This window comes from Ornithinimicrobium kibberense (assembly GCF_006519705.1).
GTDB lineage: Bacteria > Actinomycetota > Actinomycetes > Actinomycetales > Dermatophilaceae > Ornithinicoccus > Ornithinicoccus kibberensis.
Map to the genome: position 1 here is coordinate 18151 of NZ_VFXM01000018.1, position 21254 is coordinate 39404.

Sequence of the window (21254 nt, forward strand, 5' to 3'; positions counted from 1 at the left end):
CGGTCAGGCGGGCGCGAGGAAGGCGGCCAGCGCGGCGGCGTAGCCGGCCTGGTCCAGCGTGCCGCAGATCTCCCGGGCCGAGTGCATGGACAGCACCGGGGCGCCGAAGTCGACCGTGGTCGCACCGGTCAGGGCCGAGGTCATCGGCCCGACGGTCGAGCCGCACGGCAGGTCGGACCGGGTGACGAAGGTCTGCATCGGCACGCCCGCCTGCTCGCAGGCCAGCGCGAAGGCCGCCGCGCCGAGCGAGTCGGTCGCGTAGCGCAGGTTGTTGTTGACCTTCAGCACCGGGCCGCCGTTCATGACGATCGGGTGCTCGGGCTCGTGCCGGTCGGCGTAGTTCGGGTGCGTGGCGTGGGACATGTCGCCGGAGGCCACGACCGTCCCGGCCAGGGAACGCCACAGGTCCTCGCGCGTGCCGCCGGCGGCCAGGACGATCCGTTCCAGCCAGGCGGGCAGGAAGGTGGACTGGGCGCCCCGCTCGGAGGTGCTGCCGACCTCCTCGTGGTCGAAGAGGACGACCATGGGGACGGCCGGTGCGCCGGACGGCTCGGAGACCGCGTGCAGGAGCGCGCGGACCGCGGCGTAGCTGGTGGCCAGGTTGTCCAGCCGTCCGGAGGCGATCAGCTCGCCGTCGGCGCCGATGCGCCGGGCGGGGGTCAGGTCGTGGGTCATGGCGTCGTAGGCCAGCAGGTCGTCGGGGTCGGCGTCGACGAGCTCGGCCAGCCAGCCGCGGAAGGACCGGGGGCCGGCGCCCAGCCCCCAGTGCGGGGCCAGGTGCTGCTGGTCGTTGAGCTGGAGCCCTTCGCTGCGCACGTTGCGGTCCAGGTGGATGGCCAGCTGGGACACGCGCAGGACCGGGTCGTCGGTCCGGAAGAGGCGGTGGCCGACGCCGCCGGGGGAGTCGGTGTCGCGCACCGCCACGCGTCCGGAGAGCCCCAGGTCACGGTCCAGCCAGGAGTTGGTCAGGGCCCCGCCGTAGACCTCCACGCCGAGCATCTGCCACCCGGCACGCGCCCAGTCCGGACGGGGCTTGACCCGCAGGTTGGGCGAGTCCGTGTGGGCCCCCACGATCCGGAACGGGGTGTGCGCGGCTCGGCCGGGGCCGTCGAGGTGGGCGGTGGACCAGGCGAGCAGCGAGCCGCCGCGGCGCACGACGTAGCTGCCGGGCGTGGAGGGGGCGGGGTCGGTCTCGGCGACCTCCGTGAAGCCCTCGGCCGTCAGCAGCGCGGCGGCGCTGTCGACGGCGTGGAACGGGGACGGGGAGGCGTCCAGGTAGGTGCACAGGCCGTCGGCGACCTCGGTCACCTGCGTGGTCAGGTCGGCGGCGGGCATCAGGACAGACCGCCCCGGGCGGACTCCAGCCAGGTGCGCTTGGTCTCCAGCTCGCTCGTCAGCCGGGCGACCTTCTTCTCGTCGCCCGCGGCTTGCGCGGCGGCGAGGTCGGACTCCAGGCCCTGGACGCCCCGTTCGAGCTGGTCGACCATGGACTGTGCCCGGGCCGCGAGCTCGGGGTCGGTGCGCTGCCACTGGTGGTCCTCGACGTCGCGCACCTTCTGCTCGACCGCCCGCAGGCGGCCCTCGACGCGCCGGACGTCCGCGCGGGGCACCTTGCCGGCCGCCTCCCAGCGGTCCTGGATGCGGCGCAGGGCAGCCTTGGTGCTGTCGAGGTGCTCGGCGTCGACGGGCAGGGCCTCGGCCTCCTCGAGCAGCTGCTCCTTGACCTTGAGGTTCTCGACGTACTCCGCCTCCTCGGCCGCGACCACCTGGTCCTTGGCGTCGAAGAAGGCGTCCTGGGCGGCCTTGAACCGGGCCCACAGCGCGTCGTCGTCGGACCGGGCTGCCCGGCCCGCCCGCTTCCACTCCTGCATGAGCCGCTTGAAGGCCCCGGCCGTGGCGCCCCAGTCGGTGCTCGTCGAGAGGGCCTCGGCCTCGGCCACCAGCTTGGTCTTCACGGACTTGGCCTGCCCGTGCTCCTCGTCGAGCTGGGCGAACCAGGTCTTGCGCATCTTGTCGAAGGCGGTGCGGGCGTGGCTGAACCGCTTCCAGAGCGCGTTCTCCACGTCCTTGTCCAGCCGGGGGCCGGAGCGCTGGTGGGCCTTCCACTCCTCGAGCAGGTCACGCACCCGGGCGCTGGCCTGCTTCCACTGCACCTTGGCCGGCTCGGTGGCCGCGAGGGTCTCGGCCTCGACGACGAGGGCCTCCCGCTCGGTGGTCGCCCTCGCCTTGGCCTCGGCCCGCTCGGCGGCCTCCGCCGCCGACCGCGCTGCGACGGACTCCTCGAGGCCGGCGACGGTCGACTCCAGCGCGGCCAGGTCGCCCACGACGTGCGCCTCGCCGATCTGCTCCTTGAGGTGGGCCAGCGACTGCCGGGCGTCGTGGGCGGAGACGTCCGTGTGGGCCAGCCGCTGCGCGAGCAGGTCGGCCGCGGCGCGCAGCTCGTCGTACTTGCGGGCGAAGTAGGCCAACGCCTCCTCCGCGCTGGCTCCCGGGTAGGAACCCACGGCCCGTTCGGTGCCGTCCGCCAGGCGCACGTGCACGGTCCCGTCGTCGTCGACCCGGCCGTGCCGGACCGAGTCGCTCGGCGGGCCGGGCTCGGCCGAGGGAGGAGCGGGGGTGGGCGCGGCGGGTGCGGCGTCCCCACCCTGCGGCGGTCGGGGCACCGCGGCCTTGCGTGCCGCGAACATGGCCGGCGTCGGCGCACCGGGCGTCGGGCGCGGCGCCTCGGCCTTCCCAGGCTTGGGCTGCTCGGGTGCCGCCTCGGGCTCAGGCTGCTCGGGCGCTGCCTCGGGCTCGGGCTGCTGGGGTGCTGTCTCGGCCTCCGGCTGCTCAGCGGTCTCGGTCGCGGGCTCCTCGGCCTCCGGCGTGGCCTGGTCCGGCTCGGGCGGGGCGGGCTGCTCGGCCTGCGGCTGGACGGCGTCCTCCGCGGGCTCGTGCTGCTGGGGCTGGGCGGGCTGCTCGGACACGATGGTGGCCTCTCTCGACCGCGAGCGCGGCCATCGGGGCCGGCTCGACTGACAGTTCGCCACCGACCCTACCTGCCCGGTCCGACGTCCCAGGGCGCTCGGGGCCGCCTGGGGCGTGGCCACCCGTCGCTCGGTAGGGTCGGCACCGTGTTCGTCCGCAGCATCGTCGCCGACGCCTTCGGCACCAACTGCTACGTGCTCGCCCCCGCCGAGGGGGAGGAGTGCCTCGTCGTCGACCCCGGGATCGGGGTCGAGGGACGCGTCCAGGAGCTGCTGCGCGAGCACCGGCTGCGGCCCGCCGCGGTCCTGCTCACGCACGGCCACCTGGACCACGTGTATGCCGTGACGCCGGTCTGCGGGGGCACGGTGGCCGCGCACATCCACGCCGACGACCGCTACCGGCTCACCGACCCCCTGTCCGGCCTGGGGCCGGGCCTGGTGGAGGCCCTGGAGCAGCAGTTCGGCACCCGGGCCCGCTGGCAGGAGCCGGACCGGGTGGTCGAGCTGGTGGACGAGCAGGTCCTGGAGCTGGCCGGGCTGAGCGTGAGCGTCAGCCACGCGCCGGGGCACACCGAGGGGTCGGTGATCTTCGGCCTGGGCGACCTGCCCGCCGCCATCCCCGCCGACGACCTCGACCGCACCGTCCTCTCCGGCGACGTCCTCTTCGCCGGGTCGATCGGGCGCACCGACCTGCCGGGCGGCGACCCGGCGGCCATGCAGCGCTCCCTGCGGGACCGCGTCCTGCCCCTGCCCGACTCCACCCTGGTGCTGCCGGGGCACGGGCCGGCCACGACCATGGCCCGGGAGCGCACGACCAACCCGTTCCTGCAGAACCTTGCGGCTGACCGTCCCTGAGCACCCGACCAGCGAGGCACGCACCATGAAACTCTCCGAGTTCCCCCGGTACCCCCTCACCTTTGGCCCTAGCCCCGTGCACCACCTGCGCCGACTCTCCAAGCACCTCGGCGGTGCACAGATGTGGGCCAAGAGGGAGGACGTCAGCAGCGGGCTGGCCTACGGCGGCAACAAGATGCGCAAGCTCGAATACATCGTCCCCGACATCCTCAACTCCGACGCCGACACGCTCGTGTCCATCGGGGGCTACCAGTCAAACCACACCCGGCAGGTCGCGGCAGTCGCCGCGCACCTGGGTATGCGGTGCCGGCTCGTGCAGGAGCGGTGGGTGCCCTGGGACGATCCGGTCAACGACAAGGTGGGCAACATCCTGCTCTCCCGCATGATGGGAGCGGACTCACGGCTCACTGACGCGGGCTTCGACATCGGGATCCGCGACTCGTGGAAGCAGGCGCTGCACGAGGTCGAGGAGGCGGGTGGCACTCCCTACCCCATCCCGGCCGGTGCCTCGGAACACCCGCTCGGCGGCCTGGGCTTTGCGAACTGGGCCTTCGAGGTCGCCGAGCAGGAGAAGCATCTCGGCGTCGGACCCGCGACCAGGTCACCCGCATCGCACGCCACACGGCGGGGCTCATCGAGCTCGCACGAGACCTGCGCGACGACGAGATCCAGGTGCTCGAGGGGTGGGCCGGTGACCTGTATGGCATACCCGTGGACTCGACGATGGAGGCGATCGCCCTCGGCGCGCAGCTGGAGGCGATGATCACCGACCCCGTCTACGAGGGCAAGTCGCTCGCCGGGCTGATCGACCTCGTCCGGGGTGGCGAGATCCCGAAGGACTCCACGGTGCTCTACGCCCACCTCGGCGGGCAGCCTGCGGTGAACGCCTACCACTCGCTGTGGAGCTCATGAACGTGCCGGGCATCGGTCGACGCCTCGATACACTCACCCGGTGATCACGCCCCGCACCCCCTCCGGAGTCCTCGAGCTGCTCCCCGGCGAGCAGGTCGCCTTCCAACGGATGCTGGAGGCCATCCGGGCCGGCTACGAACGGTTCGGCTTCCTGCCGATCGAGACCCCGGTGTTCGAACGCTCGGACGTGCTGCTGACCAAGACGGGCGGGGAGACCGAGCGCCAGGTCTACTTCGTCCAGTCGACCGGGGCCCTGGAGAAGGTGCGCGACGGTGCTGCCGAGGACGCGGCATACCCCGAGCTCGCCCTGCGGTTCGACCTCACGGTGCCGCTGGCGCGCTACGTCGCCGAGCACGAGCACCAGCTGACCTTCCCCTTCCGCCGCTACCAGATGCAGCGGGTCTACCGGGGGGAGCGCCCCCAGCGCGGCCGGTTCCGCGAGTTCTACCAGTGCGACGTCGACATCGTCGGCAAGGACGAGCTGTCGGTACGCCACGACGCCGAGTGCCCGGCGGTCATCCACACGATCTTCACCGACCTGGCCATCGGCCCGTTCACCATCCAGATCAACAACCGCAAGCTGCTCCGCGGGTTCTACGAGGACCTCGGCATCGTCGACCCGGACCGGCAGGCGGCGGTGCTGCGCGAGGTCGACAAGCTCGACAAGCGGGGCGAGGACCACCTGCGGACGACCCTCACGGGGGAGGGGTTCGGCCTGCCCGCGGACGTGGTCGAGCAGATCCTCGCCTTCGTGCAGGTGCGCTCCGACGGGCACGAGGACGCCCTGGCTCGGCTGGCGGCGGTCGAGGCCGCGTCCGGCGGCAGCGGCGCGCTCGCCGAGGGGGTGGCCGAGCTGCGCGAGGTGCTCACCCTCGTCCGCGCCCTCGGGGTGCCCGAGAGCGACTACCGGCTCAACTTCTCCATCGCCCGGGGGCTGGACTACTACACCGGCACCGTCTACGAGACGACCCTCGACGAGCACCCGCAGATCGGGTCGATCTGCTCGGGCGGCCGCTACGACAACCTGGCCGGGCAGTACACCCGCTCCCGGCTGCCCGGCGTGGGCATCTCCATCGGCCTGTCCCGGCTGTTCTGGCAGCTGCGCGAGGCCGGCCTGGTGGAGGCCTCGGCGGGGGAGTCCACCGTCCAGGTGCTCGTCCCGCAGGTCGACGCCGCCCTTCTCGACGACCAGCTCGCGCTCGCCTCGCAGCTGCGCCACGGCGGGATCAACACCGAGGCGGTCCTCGACGGGGGCAAGCTCGGCAAGCAGCTGCGGTATGCCGACCGCGCCGGCATCCGCTTCGTAGCGATCCTGGGCCCCCAGGAGGTCGCCGACGGCACCGTGACCCTCAAGGACCTGCGCCGTCAGGACCAGTTCACCGTCGCGCGGGACGAGGTCGTCTCCGCCCTGCGGGTCGAGCTGGCCCAGCCGCTCGTCTGAGCCGACGGGCCCGGGCTCAGCGGCCCTCGTCGACCTCGACCTCGACCTCGACCTCGAGGATGCTGACCGGCTGCGCCGGGGCGCCGTCGGCGGCTCCGCCCTCGACCCCCTGGGCGGCGATCGCCCGCACGACGTCCAGACCCTCGGTGACCCGTCCGAAGATGCTGTAGCCGCCTCCCTGGGTGGGCAGCTGCGAGTCCTCCCAGACGACGAAGAACTGGCCGCCGTTGCTCTGCGGGTCCTGCGTCCGGGCCATGGCCAGCGTGCCCGCGGGGTAGGTCCCGTCGGCGGGGGCGTTCTCGATGCCGTAGCCGTAGCCCGGGTTGCCCCGTCCGGTGCCGGTGGGGTCGCCGCACTGCAGGACGAAGATGCCCGAGGTGGTCAGCCGGTGGCAGGGGCTGTCCTCCCACCAGCCCTGCTCGGCCAGGAAGGTGAACGAGGCGACGGTCTGCGGCGCCTGCGCGGCGGCCAGCTCCACCACGACGTCGCCGCAGGTGGTCCGGATCGTGGCGTCGACCTGGTCCGCGCCGCTCCACGGGTCGGGCAGGTCGTCCTGGCCGAACGCCGCGACCTCCGCCGCCGGGGCGGGCGGCTCGGCGCAGTCGAGGGCGGCGACGGTGGCCCCGGGGTCGGGTGCCGGGTCCGGCCCCTCCTGCCGGGACGACCCGTCGCCGCAGCCCGTCGCGACCAGGACGAGCAGGGGCAGCAGGGCGGCCAGGCCGGTGCGCGGGGACACGACCGGAAGTGTAGGCGCGCCCCGTGCACCGACACGGGACAGGTTTCGGCGGGGCGCATTCAGCGTGTTAACGTACTAGCACGCTGTGACAGGCGGGACCACGGAACGACGACGGCAGGAGCACCGGTGAAGCAGCGCCACGGGGACAGCACCCGCGCCTCGCGCACCCGTGCCGACCTCGCCCACGTGCTCGCCGCGCTGCAGGACCCCGAGCAGGTCGACGCCTTCCTGGAGGACCTGTGCACCCCGGCCGAGATCGAGGCGCTGGCCGACCGCTGGGCGGTGGTGCCGCTGCTGGCCGAGGGGCTGTCCTACCGGCAGGCCCACGAGGCGACCGGCGTGAGCGTGACCACCGTCGGCCGCATCGCCCGCTGCCTGGAGGCCGGTGCCGGCGGCTACCGGGCCGCGCTGGAGCACCATGCCGCCGGGGACGGGCATCCGCGGGCCACCTCCACGGCCTGAGCCCGCCCCCTCCGCCGCACCACGCCATACCCCTGCTCCCACGAAGAGGTCCCCATGACCCCGCCCGCCCAGCCGCGCGAACGCCTGCGCGTGGCCATCCAGAAGTCCGGCCGGCTCGGCGAGCCGGCCCGCGACCTGCTCGCCTCGTGCGGGCTGACCTGGCGCGAGAGCCGGGACAAGCTGTTCTGCTACGGGGAGTCGCTGCCGGTCGACCTGCTCCTCGTGCGCGACGACGACATCCCGGGCCTCATCGCCGACGGCGTCTGCGACCTCGGCATCGTGGGGCGCAACGTGCTCGTCGAGCACGGCCTGGAGCGCGCCGCGCAGGGCCGGCCCGCCGACCTGACCGAGTGGCGCCAGCTGGGGTGGGGGGCCTGCCGGCTAGACGTGGCGATCGAGGAGCAGCAGGAGTGGACCGGCCCCGAGCAGCTGGAGGGGCTGCGCATCGCCACCTCCTACCCCCGCACCCTGGGACGGTGGCTGCAGGAGCAGGGCGTGGACGCCGAGCCGGTCGTGCTCAACGGGTCCGTGGAGATCGCCCCGCGGCTGGGCCAGGCCGACGTGGTCTGCGACCTCGTCTCCAGCGGCGGCACCCTGCGCGCCAACCAGCTGCGGCCGGTCACCACGATCCTGCACTCCGAGGCGGTCATCGCCGGGCCGTCCGGCACCCTGGACGACGGCCGCCAGGAGATCGCCGACCTGCTCCTGCGCCGGATCGACGGCGCCGTGCAGCTCAAGGAGTCCCGCCTGCTCATGCTGCGGGTGGCGCGGTCGGACCTCGACGCGGTGGGCCCCCTGCTGCCCGCCGGCCACGAGCCGACGGTCACCCAGGTCGAGGGCCGCGACGAGGTCGCCGTCCAGGTGCTCGTCCACGGGCCGGTGCCGTGGGCCAAGCTCGAGGACCTCAAGCGTGCCGGCGCCGCCAACCTCATGGTCCTGCCCGTGGAGGGGATGCTCGCATGAACGTGCTCACCTGGTCCGAGCTCGACGACACCGCCCGCGAGGAGGCCCTGCGGCGCGGCACCGCCGCGGCCGGCGCGGAGGTCACCGCCGGGGTCGCCGACATCCTCCGGCGGGTGCGCACCGAGGGGGACACCGCCCTGCGGGAGCTCACCGCCCGCCTCGACGGTGCCGAGGTCGAGACCCTCGAGGTGCCCGTCGCCGACCGGGACGCCGCCGTCGCAGGCCTCGACCCGGTGCTGCGGGAGGCGATCACCGAGGCCGCCGGCCGCATCCGGGTCTTCCACGAGGCCGGCATGCAGCAGGGGTATGCCGTGGAGACCGCCCCGGGGGTGGAGTGCCGCCGGGTGGTCCGGCCGGTCCGCCGGGTCGGGCTCTACGTCCCGGCCGGCTCCGCGCCGCTTCCCTCCACCGCCCTCATGCTCGGCGTCCCGGCGCAGCTCGCCGGCTGCCCCGAGGTGGTCCTGTGCACCCCGCCCCGGCCGGACGGCACCGCCGACCCGGCCGTGCTCGCCGCAGCGGCCGAGTGCGGCATCACCCGCATCTTCCTCGTCGGCGGTGCTCAGGCGGTGGCCGCGATGGCCTACGGGACGGCCTCCGTGCCGCGGGTGGACAAGATCTTCGGGCCGGGCAACGCCTGGGTCACCGAGGCCAAGCGGCAGGTGAGCACCGCCGAGGGCGGGCCCGGCATCGACATGCCGGCCGGCCCCTCGGAGGTCCTGGTCGTCGCCGACGCGGGCGCGGACGCCGAGTTCGTCGCGGCCGACCTGCTCAGCCAGGCCGAGCACGGCCCCGACAGCCAGGTCGTGCTGCTGACCGACGACCGGGGCCTGGCCGAGCGCGTGGCCGAGGAGGTCGAGCGGCAGGTCGAGACGCTGCCCCGCGCCGACATCGCCCGCAAGGCGCTCGCCGCGAGCCGGCTCATCGTGACGCCCGACCTGGACACCGCCTTCGAGGTGTCGAACGACTACGCCCCCGAGCACCTCATCCTCGCGCTGCGGGACGCCGCGTCCTGGGTGGACCGCGTCGACCGGGCCGGGTCGGTCTTCCTCGGCGACCACACCCCGGAGACGTTGGGGGACTATTGCTCCGGAACCAACCACGTCCTGCCCACGGCCGGCGCCGCCCGGTTCACCGGCGGGGTGAACGTCGCCTCCTTCCAGGTCGCCATGACCGTCCAGCAGGCCACGCCCGCCGGCCTGGCGGCCGTCGGGCCCTGCGCGGTGACGCTCTCCGGCGCGGAGCAGCTGCACGCCCACCAGCGGGCGGTCACCCGGCGGCTGGCCCGGATCGACGCCGCGGCGGTGGCGCCGTGACCGCCGCCCCCTCCCGCACGGCCCCGTTCCCGGCCCACCTGGTCCGGGAGGACCTGCGCGACTTCACCGGCTACTCGTCCGCGCGGACGAGCGCCCCCGGGGTTCCGGCGTCGATCTGGTTGAACGCCAACGAGTCCGGGGAGCCCAGCACCGCAGACCCGGACGGGGAGTGCCGGCGCTATCCCGAGCCCCAGCCCCCCGCGCTGGTCGAGGCGTTCGCCGACCTGTGGGCCACGACGCCGGACCGGGTGGTCGTGGGTCGCGGCAGCGACGAGGTCATCGAGCTGCTCGTGCGGACGCTGTGCCGCCCCGGCGGCGACGGGATCGTCGTGGCCCCGCCCACCTTCGGGATGTATGCCGTCTCCGCCCGCCTCCACGGCGTGCCCGTCCACGAGGTGCCGCAGACCGACGACGACCTGACCTGGCGGGTGGACACCGACGGACTGGCCCGGACCGCCCGGCTCACCGGCTCCCGGGTCGTCTTCGTCGCCTCCCCCGGCAACCCGACCGGCACCGTGGTGCCGCTGCGGGAGCTGGCCGCGCTGGCCGAGGAGCTGGCCGAGGAGGCCGTCGTGGTCGTCGACGAGGCCTACGGGGAGTACGCCGAGCAGCGCTCCGCCATCGCCCTGCTCGAGGAACGGCCGAACGTCGTCGTCCTGCGCACCCTGTCCAAGGCGCACGGCCTGGCCGGGGCCCGGATCGGCATCGGGCTGGCGCACCCCGACCTCGCCGCCGTGCTGCGACGGGTGCAGGCGCCCTACCCGGTGCCGGCGCCGGTCGCCGCGATGGGGCTCTCCGCGCTGGGGCCCGAGGCCCTGGCCGCCACCCGCCGCCGGGTGCAGCAGACCCTCCGGCTGCGCGACACCGCCGGACGCCGGCTCCGGGACGTCCCCGGCGTGCGGGCGGTCTACGCCAGCGACGCCAACTTCCTCCTCGTCCGGTCCGACGACCCGGACGCGCTGCTGCATACCCTCGCCTCGGCCGGGATCGTGGTCCGCGACCTGCGGCACCAGCCCGGCCTGCACGACGCCCTGCGGATCACCGTCGGCACCGCCGACGAGATGACCGCCCTCGACACCGCCCTCAGGGAGAACCTCGCATGAGCACCGCCCGTCCCCTCTGCCTCGTCGACCGCGACGGGACGATCATCGCCGAGCCGGACGACTTCCAGGTCGACGACCTGGCCAAACTGCGCCTGGTCGAGGGCGTGATCCCCGCGCTGCTGCGCATCCAGGCCGCCGGCTACGACCTGGTCATGGTGAGCAACCAGGACGGGCTGGGCACCGACGCCTTCCCGCAGGAGTCCTTCGACGGCCCGCACGAGCTGCTCCTGCAGATCCTCACCAGCCAGGGGATCCGGTTCCGCGAGGTGCTCCTCGACCCGCACCCGGCCGGGCCGGACGCCCCGTGGACCCGCAAGCCGGGCATCGGCATGGTCGTGCACCTCCTCAAGGACAAGGGGGTGGACTGGGAGCGCAGCGTCATGGTGGGCGACCGGGAGACCGACCGGCAGTTCGGCGACAACCTGGGCATCGCCACCTACCTGCTGCCCTCCGCCGCGACGCCGGAGGGCACCGCGACCACCAGCTGGGAGCAGATCGCCCACGCGCTCGCCGACCGGCCGCGGACCGCGCACGTGGACCGGAACACCGCCGAGACCCGGATCAGCGTCGACGTGGACCTGGACCGCCCCGGCGGGGCCGACGCCAGCACCGGGCTCGGGTTCCTCGACCACATGCTCGACCAGCTGGCCAAGCACGGCGGCTTCAGCATGACGGTCCGCTGCGACGGCGACCTGCACATCGACGACCACCACACGATCGAGGACGTCGCCCTGGCCGTCGGCGAGGCGGTCCGCACCGCCCTGGGGGACAAGCGTGGGATCGCCCGCTACGGCTTCACCCTGCCGATGGACGAGGCCCGGGCCAGCGCCTCGATCGACCTGTCCGGGCGGCCCTACTTCCGCTACGAGGGCAGCTTCACGCGGTCCCACGTCGGCGGCTTCCCCACCGAGATGGTCGAGCACTTCTGGCGCTCGTTCGCCGACGCGATGCGGTGCACGCTGCACCTGAGCGTCCTGGGGGACAACGCCCACCACCAGGTCGAGGTGGGGTTCAAGGCCGTCGCGCGGGCCCTGCGGATGGCGCTGGCCCGTCAGGGCGACGGCACCGAGCTGCCCTCCACCAAGGGCGTCCTGTGAGCACCGCCCCACGGGTCGCCCTCGTCGACGGGGGCGGCACCAACATCGGCTCGGTGAGCTACGCCCTGGAACGGCTGGGCGCCTCGACCCGGCTCACCGACGACCCCGCCGAGATCCTCGCCGCCGACCGGGTGGTCCTGCCCGGCGTGGGCGCCGCCGGGGCCGGCATGGCCCGGTTGCGGGCGGCCGGGCTGGAGGACCTGCTGCGTCAGGTGCAGGCCCCCCTGCTCGGCGTCTGCCTGGGGATGCAGCTGCTCTTCGACCGCTCGGCCGAGGACGGGGGCACGCCCACCCTGGGCCTGGTCCCCGGCGAGGTCGTGCCGATCCCCCCGGCGCCCGGCGTGCGGGTGCCGCACATGGGCTGGAACCGGCTGGACGACCTCGTCGAGGACCCGCTGCTGACCGGCATCACCCCCGGGGAGCGCGCCTACTTCGTGCACTCCTACGCCGCCCCCGTCGGCCCCGCCACCCTGGCCTCGACCACGCACGGCACCACCTTCTCGGCGGTCGTGCGCTCCGGGCTGCGCTGGGGCGCGCAGTTCCACCCGGAACGTTCAGGTCGGGTCGGGGCCCTCCTTCTGCGAAACTTCCTGCTGGAGGTCGACCGATGACGACCGGCCCCACCGACGACGTCCGGAGTGAGACAGCTGTGACCACCGCCCGCCCGTTCACCGTCTACCCGGCCATCGACGTCCGCGGCGGTGCCGTGGTCCGGCTCCTGCGCGGCGACTACGACCAGGAGACCCGCTACACCGACGACCCGGTCGCGGTGGCGGAGAACTACGCCCGCGGCGGGGCGCGCTGGCTGCACCTGGTCGACCTCGACGCCGCCCGCGCCGGCGGCTACACCCTGGAGCAGACCCTCACCCGCATCGTGGACACCACCGGCCTGATGGTCCAGACCGGCGGAGGGGTGCGCAGCGCCGACGACGTGCAGCGACTCCTGGACGCCGGCGCCACCCGGGTCGTGGTCGGGTCGCTGGCGGTGCGCGAGCCGCAGACGGTCTCCGGCTGGCTCGACCGCTTCGGCCCCGAGCAGCTCACCGTCGCCCTCGACACCCGCACCTCCGACGACGGCCGGTGGGTGCTGCCCGTGGCCGGCTGGACGTCCGTGGGGGAGCAGGACCTCATCACCTGCCTGCACCAGTACGACGGGACCGGCCTGCGGCACGTGCTGTGCACCGACATCGGCCGCGACGGGACCCTCTCCGGGCCCAACTTCCACCTCTACACCATGCTCACCCGCTCCACCCCCGGGCTGCAGGTCCAGGCCTCGGGCGGCGCCCGCAACGTCGACGACGTCCGGGCCGCCCGCCGCACCGGCACCGCCGGGATCATCCTGGGCAAGGCCCTGCTGGAGGGCCGCCTCACGGTGGGCGAGGCCATCTCCGAGGAGGGACTGTGAGCACCACCCTGGCCCGCCGGGTCATCCCCTGCCTGGACGTGCGGGACGGACGCGTCGTCAAGGGCACCCGGTTCCGCGACCACCGCGACATGGGCGACATCGTGCAACTGGCCACCCGCTACGCAGCGGAGGGCGCCGACGAGCTGGTCTTCTACGACATCACCGCCAGCCCTCAGGGCCGACCGGTCGACGTCGAGTGGGTCCGCCGGGTGGCCCGCGCGATCGACATCCCGTTCTGCGTCGCGGGCGGCATCAGCTCGGTGGACACGGCCAGGGCGGTGCTGCACGCCGGGGCCGACAAGATCTCGGTCAACACCCCCGCGACCCAGCGGCCCGAGCTGGTCTCCGAGCTGGCCGCCGCCTTCGGGGTGCAGTGCGTCGTCGTCGGGGTGGACAGCCTGCGGGACGAGGACGACACCTGGCGGATCCGCCAGTTCACCGGGGACCCCGAGGCCACCCGCGCCCTGCCCGTCGGGACCCTCGACTGGGTGCGCCGGGTGCAGGAGCTCGGGGCCGGCGAGGTCGTGCTCAACTGCATGGGCTCGGACGGGGTGCGGTCGGGGTATGACGTGGAGCAGCTGGCCGCCGTGCGCGCCGTCTGCGACGTCCCCCTCGTCGCCAGCGGCGGGGCGGGTGCGGCCGAGCACTTCGTCGAGGTGTTCCGCGAGGCCGACGTCGACGGGGCGCTGGCCGCCACCGTCTTCCACGACGGCTCGCTGCCCATCCCGCAGCTCAAGCGCACCCTGGCGGCCGCCGGGGTCGAGGTGCGCCCCCCGGAGGAGGCGGCATGAGCACGGAGGAGACCGCATACCCCCTCGCGCTCGGGGGAGACCTGCAGGTGGCGGACGTCGACTTCGCCAAGGCCGGCGGGCTCGTGCCCGGCGTGGTCCAGGACGCGCGCACGGCCGAGGTGCTCATGGTCGGGTTCCTCGACGCGGACGCGCTGGGGACGACGCTGCGCACCGGCCTGGCGACCTTCCGGAGCCGCAGCCGGGGCGGCCTGTGGACCAAGGGCGAGACCAGCGGCAACACCCTGCGGGTGGTGTCGGTCGACGTGGACTGCGACCGGGACACGCTGCTGATCCACGCGCTGCCGGCCGGTCCCACCTGCCACACCGGGGATACCACCTGCTTCGACGCCGCCCGCGGGCCGCGGGCCGCGGCGGAGGGTCCCGTTGACGCAGGGTCCGCTCACGGGACCGGGACCTTCCTGACGGTGCTCGACGCGGTCGTGGCCGACCGGCGCGCCGCCCTGCCGGAGGGGTCCTACACGACCCGGCTGTTCACCGACGGCGTTCGCCGGATCGCCCAGAAGGTGGGGGAGGAGGGCGTGGAGACCGCCCTGGCCGGGGTCGTGCAGGACGACGAGGCGCTCCTCGGGGAGTCCGCCGACCTGCTCTACCACCTGATCGTGCTGCTCCGCGCGCGCGACCTGTCCCTCGCGGACGTCGAGGACGTCCTGCGCCGGCGGCACGGCTGACCCCTGCCGCCGGGCGACGTCAGCGACGGGTGCGCAGGCCCACCTGGGCCAGCTCGAGGTCGGCCAGCCGGCGCAGCAGCTCGGGGTCGCCGGACCGGAAGGCCGCGACCGGGTCGGGATGCACCTGCTGCAGCCGTCGCGGGTGCTGCCGGACCAGGGCGCGCAGGGCGAGCAGCTGCTGGGACTGCGGGTCGGAGACCTCGTGCCCCAGGGACGCCGCCCGTCGCACCCAGGACAGCCGCAGGAGCGCCCAGGCCAGGAGCACGAGCAGCACGGGGGTGCCGGCGGTGAGCAGCGAGACCACCCACGCGACGGTGCGGACCGAGGTCTCGAGCTGGTCCCCGGCGCTGACCAGGTCCTCCCCGACGGCCGCGGCTCCGACGAACGGCGCGTCCAGCTGGTCGCCGACCAGGGGGACCTGCCCGATCCGCCCGGCGATGTCCTCCATCCGCTCGCTCAGCCCGGTCCCGGCGCTGCGCAGGGGGACGGCCGGCCGGGCCAGGGTCAGGACGAGGTCGAAGACCCAGCGGCCGAGCAGGATCCAGGCGACCGCCCAGCCCAGCACGAAGAGGTCGGCGGCCACCTGCCGCGCGCGGCGGGCGGGGGCGTCGGCGTAGAGGCGCATGCGCCCAGTGTCGCCCCGCCCGCGGCCGACGGGCCGCACCGACGGACCGGCGTGGCACAGTGACCGGATGAGCCCCCGCCCGGACGTGACCGAGGACCTGGTCGTCTCCGCCCGGGTCGTCGTGCCGGCCGCCGAGCTCCTCGAACGGTTCTCCCGCTCCTCCGGGCCGGGCGGGCAGGGGGTCAACACCGCCGACTCCCGGGTGGAGCTGAGCCTCGACGTGGCCGGCACGACCAGCCTTCCCCCCGACCTGCGCGCCCGGGCCATGGACCGGCTGGGGCCCCGCCTCGTCGACGGGGTGCTGACGGTCGTCGCCGCCGAGCACCGGCGGCAGCTGGACAACCGGCGCGCCGCCCGCCGCCGGCTCGCCCAGGTGCTGCGGGAGGCCACCGCGCCGCCGGCCCGGCGGCGGCGGCCGACGCGGCCGACCCGGGCCTCGGTGGAGCGACGGCTACGGGGCAAGGAGCAGCGCGCCCGCCTCAAGCGGACGCGCCGCCGGCCCGGCTCCGGGGACCAGACGTGAGCCGGACGGGCCTGCGCCTGGCGGCCGACGGCTGGCTGGACCACCTGCGGGTCGAGCGGGGTCGCTCGGAGCACACCCTGCGGGCCTACCGGCGGGACGTGGGCCGCTACCTCGACTTCCTCGCCGCACGAGGGATCACCTCGGCCGAGCAGGTGCGCGAGGGGCACGTCAGCGAGTTCCTGGCCCACCTGCGGACCGGCGACGCCGACCACCCGCCGCTGGCGGCGACCTCGGCCGCCCGCGCCGTCGTCGCCGTCCGTGGGCTGCACACCTTCCTGGCGCTGGAGGGGGAGACCCCGGACGACCCGGCCCGGGAGGTCTCGCCCCCGACCCCGCCGCGCCGGCTGCCGTCGGCGCTGTCGGTGGACGAGGTCCACCGGCTGCTGCAGGCCGCCTCCGTCGGGGACACCCCGGCGGCGCTGCGCGACCGTGCCCTGCTCGAGGTCCTCTACGGCTGCGGGGCCCGGGTCGGGGAGGCGGTCGCCCTCGACCTGGACGACCTCGAGCTGGGCCGGGCCGAGGACGGCACCGGTGGCGTCGTGCGGCTCTTCGGCAAGGGCCGCAAGGAACGGATCGTCCCCATGGGCCGCTACGCCCGGGCGTCGCTGGACGCCTGGCTCGTCCGGGGCCGCCCCGAGCTGGTGCGGACGGGGCGGGGCACCCCCGCGGTGTTCGTCAACGCGCGGGGCGGCCGGCTGTCGCGCCAGTCCGCCTGGACCGCGATCAAGACCGCCGCCGAACGGTCGGGCCTGGCATCCACGGTGAGCCCCCACACCCTGCGGCACTCCTTCGCCACCCACCTGCTCGACGGGGGGGCCGACGTCCGGGTGGTCCAGGAGCTCCTCGGGCACGCGTCGGTGACCACCACCCAGATCTACACGCACGTCTCCACCCAGCGGCTGCGGGAGGTCTACGCGCAGGCCCACCCCCGGGCACGCTCCGCCGCACGGCAGGAAGGGTAACTCTCGACCTCAGGTCGAGGTTCACCGACCGCCGCCCCGGGTCGCCGGCTCCGTTAGGGTCGGGGATGATCGGCGCGAGCCGACCCGACGCGAGCGAGGCTGGAGACCACACACGTGAACCGCGAGGCACACGCCACCTACGACCGCCTGCCCGGGACCGAGACGACCGGCGTGGGACAGGACGGCCCCACCGGTCGCCCGCTGCCCGACTTCCCCGTGCCGCCGCCGCTGGCCGGGCACGGCCCGGCCCGCATCATCGCCATGTGCAACCAGAAGGGCGGCGTCGGCAAGACGACCACGACGATCAACCTGGGGGCGGCGCTCGCCGAGTACGGCCGGCGGGTGCTCATGGTCGACTTCGACCCCCAGGGAGCGCTGTCGGTCGGCCTCGGGGTGCGCACCCACGACCTGGACGTGACCGTCTACAACCTGCTCGTCGAGCGGGGGCACGACGTGCGCGAGGTCATCCAGCCCACCACCGTCCAGGACGTCGACCTGCTGCCCGCCAACATCGACCTGTCGGCCGCCGAGGTCCAGCTGGTCGGCGAGGTGGCCCGCGAGCAGATCCTGGCCCGGGTGCTGCGGCCCGTGGTCGACGACTACGACGTCATCCTCATCGACTGCCAGCCCTCGCTGGGCCTGCTGACCGTGAACGCCCTCACGGCGGCGCACGGCGTGATCATCCCGCTGGAGTGCGAGTTCTTCGCCATGCGCGGCGTGGCCCTGCTCATCGAGACGATCGAGAAGATCACCGACCGGCTCAACCCGCGCCTGCAGGTCGACGGCATCCTGGCGACCATGTACGACGGGCGCACGCTGCACTCGCGCGAGGTGGTCCGCAGCGTCGTCGACCACTTCCAGGACACCGTCTTCCACACCGTGATCAGCCGCACCGTCAAGTTCCCCGACGCCACCCTGGCCGCCGAGCCGATCACCTCCTACGCCAGCACCCACTCCGGTGCCGAGGCCTACCGGCAGCTGGCGCGCGAGCTCGTGGCCCGCGGCGGCGCCCCCTGAGCCCGATGGCCGTGGAGCGGGCGCCCGCGGCACCGCCCGAGGCCACCCCCGGCGGCGTGCTCACCGGCTCACGGGGCAGCTTCGAGGTGCACCTCGACGTCTTCTCCGGGCCGTTCGAGCTGCTCCTGGGCCTGATCGCCAAGCATCGGCTCGACGTCACCGAGATCGCCCTGGCGTCGGTGACCGACGAGTTCGTGGCGCACCTGCGCGCGGCCCGGGAGGCCCAGGAGGACTGGGACCTGTCCCAGGCCAGCGAGTTCGTCGTCATCGCCGCGACGCTCCTGGACCTCAAGGCCGCCCGGCTGCTGCCCGGGGCCCGCGAGGACGACGAGGAGGACCTGGCGCTGATCGAGGCCCGGGACCTGCTCTTCGCCCGGCTGCTGCAGTACCGCGCCTTCAAGCAGGTGGCCGACGAGCTGCGGCTGCGGATGGCCGGCGCGGGACGCATCTACCCCCGCGACGTCGGCCTCGAGGACCGCTTCGCCACCCTGCTGCCCGAGGTCGTCCTCTCCGTCGGCCCCGAGCAGCTGGCGATGATCGCCGCACGGGCGATGATCCCCCGGCCACCGCCCGCGGTGGGGGTGGGCCACCTGCACGCGCCGCAGGTCTCCGTCCGCGAGCAGGCTTCGATCGTCGTGGCCCGCCTCCGCGAGCACGGGCAGGCCAGCTTCCGCGAGCTCGTCGCCGACGCCGACTCCACCCTCGTGGTCGTCGCCCGCTTCCTCGCGCTGCTGGAGCTCTTCCGCGACACCGTCGTCGCCCTGCACCAGGAGGAGGCCCTCGGCGAGATCGTCGTGCGCTGGACCGGTCCCGACGCGGGTACCGTCCAGGTGAGCGACGAGTTCGACGAGGACGACGACCCCGAGGAGGCGACGTGAGCGAGGAGGCCGTGCCGGACCGGGCCGACGACCCGGAGGAGCCTGCCCTCGACGTGGCGACCGTGCCCGGCGGTGCCCGGGCCGCCCTCGAGGCCGTCCTCATGGTGCTGGACGAGCCAGTGACCGAGGAGGCGCTGGCCACCGCCCTGCGGAGCACGGTCGAGGAGGTCGGCGGCCTCCTCGACACGCTCGCCCAGGAGTATGCGGTGCAGGAGCGCGGGTTCGTCCTGCGCCGCCTCGGGGGAGGGTGGCGGCTCTACACGCGGGCCGACCTCGCCCCGGTCGTCGAGGGCTTCCTGCTCGGGGGCCAGCAGGCCCGGCTCACCCAGGCCGCGCTGGAGACCCTGGCCGTGGTCGCCTACCGGCAACCGATCAGCCGGGCCCGCATCGGCGCGATCCGCGGCGTGAACGTCGACGGCGTGGTGCGTACCCTGCTCGCCAGGGGCATGGTGACCGAGGTGGGGCAGGACCCCACCGCGGGTGCGGTGCTCTACGGCACGACCGACCTTTTCCTGCAGAAGATGGGACTGGACTCCCTCGACGACCTGCCGGCCCTCGCGCCCTACCTGCCCTCGGCAGAGGTGCTCGAGGAGCTGGCGGCGGAAGGACTGGCATGAACGACGACAGAAGGGGCCGCGGCGGCGGCCGCCAGGGTGGCCGTGGCGGACCCGGCGGTCCCCGACGCGGTGGCGGCGGCAACGCCGGCCCCCGGCAGGCGGGCGGGTCCCGGCCCCCACGGGGCCGACGGCCCCAGCCCCAGCGGGCCGCCACGCCGGACCTCGACGTGCACGACCCGGACGGCCTCCGGCTGCAGAAGCTGCTGGCCGCGGCCGGGTTCGGCAGCCGCCGGGCGTGCGAGAAGCTCATCGAGCAGGGCAGGGTCGCGGTCGACGGGCAGGTCGTCACCGAGCTGGGCGTGCGGGTCTCCCCGGCCACCCAGGTGGTGCACGTCGACGGCGACCGCGTCGTCCTCGACACCGACAAGGTCTACCTGGCGTTCAACAAGCCGGCCGGCGTGGTGTCCACGATGCACGACGAGGAGGGGCGACCCTGCCTGGCCGACTACGTCGGCCAGCTGTCCACCCGGCTGTTCCACGTCGGCCGCCTCGACGTCGACACCGAGGGGCTGCTCCTGCTGACCAACGACGGCGACCTCGCGCACCGCCTGCAGCACCCCGCCTACGGCGTCCCCAAGACCTACGTGGCCCAGGTGCACGGGCTGGTGGCCAAGGACGTCGGCCGCCGGCTGCGCGAGGGGGTCGAGCTCGACGACGGCGTCGCCCGGGCGGACTCCTTCCGTCTGGTCGACAACGTGCCCGGTCACTCGATCGTGGAGATCGTGCTGCACGAGGGCCGCAAGCACATCGTCCGCCGGATGATGGAGACCGTCGGCTACCCGGTGGAGATGCTCTCCCGGGTGCAGGTCGGACCGGTCCGGCTCGCCGAGCTGCGTCCCGGCCGCTACCGGGCGCTGTCCGCCGAGGAGGTCGCCCAGCTCTACCGGGCCGCCGGGCTCTGAGGTCCGACCCGCGAGACGTCCCAGCCGTCGTCGGCGACCGCGCGGGCCAGGTCCTGCCGCACCTGCGCATGCTCCCGCCACCGCGTCCGGAACGGGGATCCTTCGCTCGTCGGGATGCGCAGCCGGCGGGCCGCCCCGATCATGGCCCGTTCCTCGTGCTCCTCGTCGAGGTCGGCCGCGCCGACCGCCTTGACGTCGACGAGGTCGCCCACCGCGGAGTCCACCACGGCCGCCAGCCCTGCGGGCAGACCGTGGTCGGGGCGGCTGCGCAGCAGGTGCACGGCGTCGGCCAGCAGGAGCGTGGCCAGGGCGGGGGAGCGCCGCGGGTCCGCGCTGTGGAAGTAGCGCAGCACCGGGAAGGCCCGCTGCTGTGCGGCGACCTCCGAGACGTCCCCGGCCAGCCCGGCCAGGTAGGGCCCCGCCCAGCTGCCCAGGTCCTCGCCCAGATGACGGGCGACGGTCTCGGGGTCCTGCCCCAGGGCGAAGACCGAGGACGCGGTCGTGCGGCGCTTCAGCGCCGCCGAGATGACCGAGACGAGGTAGGAGACGGCCAGGGTGAGCAGCGTCGTGGCCACGAAGGTCAGTGCACCGGTGACGAACGTCCACGGGGGACCGGCCGGCACGTAGTCGCCGTAGCCGAGCCCGGTCAGCGCCACGGGGACGTAGTAGGCCAGGTCGAGGGGCCCGGCGGGCACCCGTCCCGTGGCCAGCACCACCGACCCCGGCGCCGCCCGCAGCACCAGCCAGGTGCCCAAAACCAGGCCTAAGAACCACAGCACGATGGTCAAGATCGTGATCGCCGGTCCCGCCACCGCGAGGAGCGAGTGGATCCGGCGACGCCGGTGGACCGCCAGCAGGGCCCGCCACGTCGGCTGGGACCACGCGTGGGTCAGGGGTCCGGGACCGTCGATCCGCAGGATCGTCACGAAGGCGTCCCACACGACGAGGACGACGAGGGACCAGCCGAGCACGCTGAGCAGCACCGTCACCGCCCCAG

The 21254-nt window shown here is 74.4% G+C and carries 22 protein-coding genes and 1 pseudogene; 18 read left to right on the forward strand and 5 right to left on the reverse strand.

What is annotated here, in order from left to right; all coding sequences use genetic code 11:
• Nucleotides 1–3 precede the first annotated feature (3 nt).
• Together FJR00_RS14180 and FJR00_RS14185 are read right to left on the reverse strand one after the other, a co-directional pair.
• The gene (locus tag FJR00_RS14180; RefSeq protein WP_141339298.1) at nt 4–1335 is read right to left on the reverse strand and encodes a M18 family aminopeptidase; all 1332 of its coding nucleotides are present in this window, start codon (nt 1333–1335) and stop codon (nt 4–6) included.
• Nucleotides 1335–2966: a DUF349 domain-containing protein gene (locus FJR00_RS14185; protein WP_238330507.1), complete on the reverse strand. Its 1632-nt coding sequence runs from the start codon at nt 2964–2966 to the stop codon at nt 1335–1337. Before FJR00_RS14185 ends, FJR00_RS14180 begins: the two co-directional genes overlap by 1 nt.
• A gap of 147 nt (nt 2967–3113) precedes the next feature.
• On the opposite strand from FJR00_RS14185, the gene FJR00_RS14190 reads away from it, so the two are divergent.
• From FJR00_RS14190 to hisS, 3 genes and pseudogenes are all read left to right on the forward strand, one after another.
• A complete protein-coding gene (locus FJR00_RS14190; protein ID WP_075957594.1) occupies nt 3114–3821 on the forward strand; it encodes an MBL fold metallo-hydrolase in 708 nt (235 codons plus the stop codon).
• Nucleotides 3822–3846: 25 nt separating this feature from the next.
• Nucleotides 3847–4733: pseudogene (locus FJR00_RS14195) on the forward strand (pyridoxal-phosphate dependent enzyme).
• Between the two features lie 40 nt (nt 4734–4773).
• Nucleotides 4774–6174: a histidine--tRNA ligase gene (gene hisS, locus FJR00_RS14200; RefSeq protein WP_075957593.1), complete on the forward strand. Its 1401-nt coding sequence runs from the start codon at nt 4774–4776 to the stop codon at nt 6172–6174.
• A gap of 16 nt (nt 6175–6190) precedes the next feature.
• On the opposite strand, the gene FJR00_RS14205 is transcribed toward hisS, so the two are convergent.
• Nucleotides 6191–6910: a peptidylprolyl isomerase gene (locus FJR00_RS14205; RefSeq protein ID WP_238330508.1), complete on the reverse strand. Its 720-nt coding sequence runs from the start codon at nt 6908–6910 to the stop codon at nt 6191–6193.
• Nucleotides 6911–7036: 126 nt separating this feature from the next.
• On the opposite strand from FJR00_RS14205, the gene FJR00_RS14210 reads away from it, so the two are divergent.
• From FJR00_RS14210 to hisIE, 9 genes are read left to right on the forward strand one after another with little or no spacing between them, the layout of a single operon-like run.
• Nucleotides 7037–7372 carry a YerC/YecD family TrpR-related protein gene (locus FJR00_RS14210; RefSeq protein ID WP_075957591.1) on the forward strand — a complete coding sequence of 112 codons (336 nt, stop codon included), beginning with the start codon at nt 7037–7039 and terminating at the stop codon, nt 7370–7372.
• Nucleotides 7373–7426: 54 nt separating this feature from the next.
• Nucleotides 7427–8335, forward strand: coding sequence for an ATP phosphoribosyltransferase (gene hisG / locus FJR00_RS14215; protein ID WP_075957590.1), 909 nt, complete (start codon nt 7427–7429; stop codon nt 8333–8335).
• Nucleotides 8332–9648, forward strand: coding sequence for a histidinol dehydrogenase (hisD, locus tag FJR00_RS14220; protein ID WP_141339299.1), 1317 nt, complete (start codon nt 8332–8334; stop codon nt 9646–9648). The genes hisG and hisD overlap by 4 nt, the downstream gene beginning before the upstream one ends.
• Nucleotides 9645–10751 (forward strand): histidinol-phosphate transaminase, encoded by a 1107-nt coding sequence (gene hisC / locus FJR00_RS14225; protein ID WP_141339300.1) that lies wholly within the window; start codon nt 9645–9647, stop codon nt 10749–10751. The genes hisD and hisC overlap by 4 nt, the downstream gene beginning before the upstream one ends.
• The gene (gene hisB, locus FJR00_RS14230; protein ID WP_075957588.1) at nt 10748–11848 is read left to right on the forward strand and encodes a bifunctional histidinol-phosphatase/imidazoleglycerol-phosphate dehydratase HisB; all 1101 of its coding nucleotides are present in this window, start codon (nt 10748–10750) and stop codon (nt 11846–11848) included. The genes hisC and hisB overlap by 4 nt, the downstream gene beginning before the upstream one ends.
• The gene (gene hisH / locus FJR00_RS14235; RefSeq protein ID WP_075957587.1) at nt 11845–12459 is read left to right on the forward strand and encodes an imidazole glycerol phosphate synthase subunit HisH; all 615 of its coding nucleotides are present in this window, start codon (nt 11845–11847) and stop codon (nt 12457–12459) included. The genes hisB and hisH overlap by 4 nt, the downstream gene beginning before the upstream one ends.
• The gene (gene hisA / locus FJR00_RS14240; RefSeq protein ID WP_141339301.1) at nt 12456–13253 is read left to right on the forward strand and encodes a 1-(5-phosphoribosyl)-5-[(5-phosphoribosylamino)methylideneamino]imidazole-4-carboxamide isomerase; all 798 of its coding nucleotides are present in this window, start codon (nt 12456–12458) and stop codon (nt 13251–13253) included. Before hisH ends, hisA begins: the two co-directional genes overlap by 4 nt.
• On the forward strand, nt 13250–14044 hold the full coding sequence (gene hisF / locus FJR00_RS14245) for an imidazole glycerol phosphate synthase subunit HisF (protein WP_141339302.1): 795 nt from the start codon (nt 13250–13252) through the stop codon (nt 14042–14044). Before hisA ends, hisF begins: the two co-directional genes overlap by 4 nt.
• Nucleotides 14041–14733: a bifunctional phosphoribosyl-AMP cyclohydrolase/phosphoribosyl-ATP diphosphatase HisIE gene (gene hisIE, locus FJR00_RS14250; RefSeq protein ID WP_141339303.1), complete on the forward strand. Its 693-nt coding sequence runs from the start codon at nt 14041–14043 to the stop codon at nt 14731–14733. The genes hisF and hisIE overlap by 4 nt, the downstream gene beginning before the upstream one ends.
• Nucleotides 14734–14752: 19 nt before the next feature.
• On the opposite strand, the gene FJR00_RS14255 is transcribed toward hisIE, so the two are convergent.
• Nucleotides 14753–15358 (reverse strand): hypothetical protein, encoded by a 606-nt coding sequence (locus tag FJR00_RS14255; protein ID WP_141339304.1) that lies wholly within the window; start codon nt 15356–15358, stop codon nt 14753–14755.
• A 67-nt stretch (nt 15359–15425) separates the two neighbouring features.
• Here FJR00_RS14255 and arfB point away from each other — a divergent pair, with 67 nt between their 5' ends.
• The 6 genes from arfB (at nt 15426) to FJR00_RS14285 (ending at nt 20257) form a co-directional block, all read left to right on the forward strand.
• Nucleotides 15426–15881 (forward strand): alternative ribosome rescue aminoacyl-tRNA hydrolase ArfB, encoded by a 456-nt coding sequence (gene arfB / locus FJR00_RS14260; RefSeq protein ID WP_141339305.1) that lies wholly within the window; start codon nt 15426–15428, stop codon nt 15879–15881.
• Nucleotides 15878–16843 carry a site-specific tyrosine recombinase XerD gene (xerD, locus tag FJR00_RS14265; RefSeq protein ID WP_141339306.1) on the forward strand — a complete coding sequence of 322 codons (966 nt, stop codon included), beginning with the start codon at nt 15878–15880 and terminating at the stop codon, nt 16841–16843. The genes arfB and xerD overlap by 4 nt, the downstream gene beginning before the upstream one ends.
• Before the next feature lie 147 nt (nt 16844–16990).
• Nucleotides 16991–17860 (forward strand): ParA family protein, encoded by an 870-nt coding sequence (locus FJR00_RS14270; RefSeq protein WP_202876692.1) that lies wholly within the window; start codon nt 16991–16993, stop codon nt 17858–17860.
• A 5-nt stretch (nt 17861–17865) separates the two neighbouring features.
• The gene (locus tag FJR00_RS14275) at nt 17866–18738 is read left to right on the forward strand and encodes a segregation and condensation protein A (protein ID WP_075957582.1); all 873 of its coding nucleotides are present in this window, start codon (nt 17866–17868) and stop codon (nt 18736–18738) included.
• A complete protein-coding gene (gene scpB / locus FJR00_RS14280; RefSeq protein WP_075957581.1) occupies nt 18735–19355 on the forward strand; it encodes an SMC-Scp complex subunit ScpB in 621 nt (206 codons plus the stop codon). Before FJR00_RS14275 ends, scpB begins: the two co-directional genes overlap by 4 nt.
• Complete coding sequence (locus FJR00_RS14285; RefSeq protein ID WP_141339308.1) at nt 19352–20257, forward strand: pseudouridine synthase; 906 nt, start codon at nt 19352–19354, stop codon at nt 20255–20257. Before scpB ends, FJR00_RS14285 begins: the two co-directional genes overlap by 4 nt.
• Here FJR00_RS14285 and FJR00_RS14290 read toward each other — a convergent pair.
• Nucleotides 20236–21246 carry a potassium channel family protein gene (locus tag FJR00_RS14290; protein ID WP_141339309.1) on the reverse strand — a complete coding sequence of 337 codons (1011 nt, stop codon included), beginning with the start codon at nt 21244–21246 and terminating at the stop codon, nt 20236–20238. The two genes, FJR00_RS14285 and FJR00_RS14290, sit on opposite strands and share 22 nt — an antisense overlap.
• Nucleotides 21247–21254: the final 8 nt, after the last annotated feature.

Excerpts from the sequence above, each read along its gene's own strand:
- FJR00_RS14180 (WP_141339298.1), bottom strand. The coding sequence starts at position 1,335 with ATGCCCGCCGCCGACCTGACCACGCAGGTGACCGAGGTCGCCGACGGC.
- hisD (WP_141339299.1), top strand. The coding sequence starts at position 8,332 with ATGAACGTGCTCACCTGGTCCGAGCTCGACGACACCGCCCGCGAGGAG.
- hisIE (WP_141339303.1), top strand. The coding sequence starts at position 14,041 with ATGAGCACGGAGGAGACCGCATACCCCCTCGCGCTCGGGGGAGACCTG.
- hisG (WP_075957590.1), top strand. The coding sequence starts at position 7,427 with ATGACCCCGCCCGCCCAGCCGCGCGAACGCCTGCGCGTGGCCATCCAG.
- hisB (WP_075957588.1), top strand. The coding sequence starts at position 10,748 with ATGAGCACCGCCCGTCCCCTCTGCCTCGTCGACCGCGACGGGACGATC.
- hisA (WP_141339301.1), top strand. The coding sequence starts at position 12,456 with ATGACGACCGGCCCCACCGACGACGTCCGGAGTGAGACAGCTGTGACC.
- arfB (WP_141339305.1), top strand. The coding sequence starts at position 15,426 with ATGAGCCCCCGCCCGGACGTGACCGAGGACCTGGTCGTCTCCGCCCGG.
- FJR00_RS14275 (WP_075957582.1), top strand. The coding sequence starts at position 17,866 with ATGGCCGTGGAGCGGGCGCCCGCGGCACCGCCCGAGGCCACCCCCGGC.
- FJR00_RS14285 (WP_141339308.1), top strand. The coding sequence starts at position 19,352 with ATGAACGACGACAGAAGGGGCCGCGGCGGCGGCCGCCAGGGTGGCCGT.
- FJR00_RS14255 (WP_141339304.1), bottom strand. The coding sequence starts at position 15,358 with ATGCGCCTCTACGCCGACGCCCCCGCCCGCCGCGCGCGGCAGGTGGCC.